This window comes from Clostridium sp. UBA1652 (assembly GCF_002320975.1).
In the GTDB taxonomy this organism is placed as follows: domain Bacteria; phylum Bacillota; class Clostridia; order Clostridiales; family Clostridiaceae; genus Clostridium_T; species Clostridium_T intestinale.
On the sequence record NZ_DCLI01000081.1, the window covers coordinates 1 to 3,570 of the forward strand.

At 29.0% G+C, this 3,570-nt stretch carries 4 protein-coding genes; 1 reads left to right on the forward strand and 3 read right to left on the reverse strand.

Going from position 1 to position 3,570, the window contains the following annotated elements; all coding sequences use genetic code 11:
* Positions 1-333: 333 nt before the first annotated feature.
* Positions 334-579, forward strand: a complete 246-nt coding sequence (tnpA, locus tag B3N22_RS16990; RefSeq protein ID WP_095330533.1) for an IS66 family insertion sequence element accessory protein TnpA — start codon at positions 334-336, stop codon at positions 577-579.
* 13 nt (positions 580-592) lie between these two features.
* On the opposite strand, the gene B3N22_RS16995 is transcribed toward tnpA, so the two are convergent.
* From B3N22_RS16995 to B3N22_RS17005, 3 genes are all read right to left on the reverse strand, one after another.
* On the reverse strand, positions 593-1,099 hold the full coding sequence (locus tag B3N22_RS16995; RefSeq protein ID WP_095330534.1) for a DUF5412 family protein: 507 nt from the start codon (positions 1,097-1,099) through the stop codon (positions 593-595).
* A 111-nt stretch (positions 1,100-1,210) separates the two neighbouring features.
* Positions 1,211-1,984, reverse strand: a complete 774-nt coding sequence (locus B3N22_RS17000) for a polymorphic toxin type 44 domain-containing protein (protein WP_095330536.1) — start codon at positions 1,982-1,984, stop codon at positions 1,211-1,213.
* Between the two features lie 343 nt (positions 1,985-2,327).
* Positions 2,328-2,918, reverse strand: a complete 591-nt coding sequence (locus tag B3N22_RS17005; RefSeq protein WP_123260653.1) for a DUF5710 domain-containing protein — start codon at positions 2,916-2,918, stop codon at positions 2,328-2,330.
* Positions 2,919-3,570: the final 652 nt, after the last annotated feature.

Genomic DNA, 3,570 nt, shown 5'->3' on the forward strand with positions numbered 1-3,570 from the left:
ATCAACAAAAAAGCATTTATTTATTTATAAAATTAGGTCAAGCTTATTTCTGGGGGATAACATTAGATTATAAGATTGACCCTGCTATATAGTCGCAAGAAAGAATATAAATTATAGGAGGAAATCAAATGAATATATTTTTTTAATTGCAACGTTAGTAGGGTTAGTTTGGTTTTTTACGATTTTTTTTAAGAGTATTAAGAAATTTAAAAACACACAATGCTAAAATGTTTAGCATTGTGTGTTTAATAGTAAGCGTAATATTCTTCCCACATGTTCATACACCATAAATTTTGAAATAATCTCTTCAAAAATATTTGAGGAGGATTTTTCATGACTAGAATCCATAATTTAGAACTACGAAAAAAACGGGAACAAAGAATTTCTGACTACAAATCTAGTGGTCAATCCCAAGTTAAATGTTGTGAGGACAATGGGATAAGTTATCAGCAATTTGGATATTGGAAGAAAAAGATTAAAGATCAAAGTACGGAGAAAATAAATAATTCTTGGGTTCCAGTAATCATTGAGGAACCTAGAACTTCACCAACTAGAGACATATCATCTTCTCTTTTATGAATTAATAACAATTCTAATGTTCTAATCTTTGCCGAGTTAACCCTCGAAGAGCGTTTGGATCATGTCTATAATCGTAAGTGTCTTTATGGATATTTAACTTCTCCTCACCGATTACTACTTGGTCGTTCGTTACCCATTCCACATATGGATCATAATCGAATCGATTAAAGTAAATGGTTTTTTCCTTATTCTTATTTAAATCAACCAAGACTGCTTTTGCATTCTCACCATAAATACCGGTAAAATGATAAGTTTTTATAGAGTATTTACCGTTTGGCGATACAATATTAGTATTCATTTCTCCGGACGGGAGATAATCCAAATTATAATATTGATTGTAGTAGAGAATGCCAGTAACTACTAAAAAAGAAAGAGTATAGAAAAATGTTTTTCGAGGGAATAGGTATTTCCCTTTTTTCCATTTAACCATTTTTACAAATAGGACAACAAGAAAAATTATAGATACTAGTGATATGATAAAAAATGATAGAAATAAGGCCAAATATAATATTTCATTCATTATAGTTCACTCCCAATTCCTCAATCTTAATCTTAAAGATTTTATAATAACGATGTTAATTAACATTTCAAACAGGTTCTCTTCTCCTTAGTAAATTTTAAAAATTACAATTTACTTTTTTTGAAATGAATTAGCGTGATCATATCCCCTTCTAATTGCATCTTTCGCTTGAGCATCATCCGGTTTCTGATTTTTTCCTAATCCAACCAAATCTCCGCCAATCAAAAGTACTGTTTTGTTAAAAACAACCCTACCTGTATATCCGTAGTTGTAATTACCTAACCACTTACTATTATGAGTTTCAGTACTTCCGTTCGGTAAAACCATTGAGAAAGTTTTATACCAAGGAGAAAAACCCTTGACAACTTTGTAATCCCATGCTCCACCTTCTCTTACCTTACCAACCCAATATGCTCTAGCTATGGTTACTCTACCAACAGTATTGATACTATTAACAGCTCTGTAATTTTTGTCCATCATAGTCTTTACATCGAGAACTGTAGCCATAGTAGAGATTGGTCCAGAAAGACCAAGGCTTTTCTCTATTTGATAATTCTGGTAAACCTTTTCGGTAATTTCTTCATCGGGTAAAAATGTTATTTGTAAATTCTCATCGTACCAAGCTATACCTTCGCCAACAGCGAAATTTGCTGATTCAATTCTCTTCTTATAATCATCAAATAGCGATGAATCAATCTCTAAGTTGTTGGCATCTTGACTGATAATCAGTTTTTTATCATCATTTAGACTTATTAATTCTTTATTCAAAAGCATATTATGCAATTCTTCGATAGTTTTTACTTCATTAGAATTATTGGCTAGTGCTGGAGTGGATAGTAACAAGAAACCAAACATTAATGCTAATGCTAGTGCGATTTTTTTCAAATCCTCATCTCCCTAGTTTGTTTTTTGGAGAAGAGAACCTGTTTCAAAAATTCATTCTTGTTTAAGGATGGGGATTCGAGGTGAGAAAATACTATAAATCTATTTTAATACCAATATAGTCATGCGTCTACCAAAATTGTTATTTTTTTTAAATATATATATTTATTTAAGATAAAGTCACTTTCCTCAATATGGAAATGTGTTTTTTATCTCATTTAATGAGAGTCCAATCTCTTTCTAAAATGCCATTTTAGCCTTGAAATAAAGTTTGATTAAAAAATGTTATTGACTCCTTATTTATCTTCGCAACTTTCTTCAAAACATCGTATCTTTATTTTATTACTTAAAAACTCATATATGTTTGGCCGCTTAATGTAATTGATTCTTTAATTTGATAAAATTTCATTTTATTTAGTTGTTCTAGAGTACTAACACAGAATCCAACCCCTGGATTATCCTCAAATAATGAAAAATCTCCTTGCTTCATTTCACAAAAAGGACAATGATTCATTAAATACCCATTTCCCATCATCTTCGAATAATCCATATTCACATAACCTTCAGAAATATTTTCCATGTGTTTGGCAGCCTGTTTGTCTATAAACCTAATATATGATACAAATGAAGGTTGCTCTATTTTATCCCATACCCAATCTCTTTCTAAATCTTCAGTATCTAAGGAATAGTATTCATTTAGAAAAATAGAAAAAACCGGAATCCTCTTTTTGCATTTCCAACAATCTATAACAGTTTCGGCTATAAAATATTCATTAGCTTTTATATCATTAATAGTAAGATACCACTTTTGAAAGTCATTTAGGTTTACCCCTTCTGGAATATACCAACTTTTCAATTTTGGATCCCACTTTGCTCCATTGCTTTTAACTTCTTCTTTTTCTGAATAAGGGATACTTAAGTATATTCTTTTATTCATTTCTTCACCTTCATATTAATTAATAGAGAAAGTCTATACTTGCTAGTTAAGTATTTGATCGCTCACATTATAGAAAGAATAAATTTGAAATTTCGACCAAAAAAGAGAAACTTATCTACTTAGAAGAACTTTTATAATTGAGTACTTAAAAAAATATGTTAGTGTATTATTCGTTAAAGACAATTAACATAGGCAAGTTATATCTCTTCTGCTTATTTTAATTTTTCTTATAATTTCTTTCAATTTAATTTTTTATAAACCAATCTAGTAATTTAGTTAACAAGTTTAAATTAAATATATATAATAGTAAAAACTTTCTTCTTATCTTCTAATAACCATGTAAATTAGGCTATTTTGTTGAACTAGTAAGAAAGATTTTTTAATAGCATTTTCGTTTATTTATTTAAACTAATGTTTAATTTATTTTTTCGATATTTTTTTCTCTTTTTTTAAAATTCTATACTTCCTATTATATGTTTCAATTTAGGATTTAGGACAAATACGCTGTTCTCTTTTATTTTTAATATTTCACTGAATATATTTCTCCTTACTGTACAATTGCAATCTAATTTCTTGTAGTCAATAAAGAACTTTTCTTTTTTATATTACATTGTGCCTTCTTCTGATAGGAAACGCTTTGTACTATGTCCAA

What these genes read in the sequence shown, in the direction of transcription:
- tnpA (WP_095330533.1), top strand. Translation starts at nt 334, where the DNA reads ATGACTAGAATCCATAATTTAGAACTACGAAAAAAACGGGAACAAAGA.
- B3N22_RS16995 (WP_095330534.1), bottom strand. Translation starts at nt 1,099, where the DNA reads ATGAATGAAATATTATATTTGGCCTTATTTCTATCATTTTTTATCATA.
- B3N22_RS17005 (WP_123260653.1), bottom strand. Translation starts at nt 2,918, where the DNA reads ATGAATAAAAGAATATACTTAAGTATCCCTTATTCAGAAAAAGAAGAA.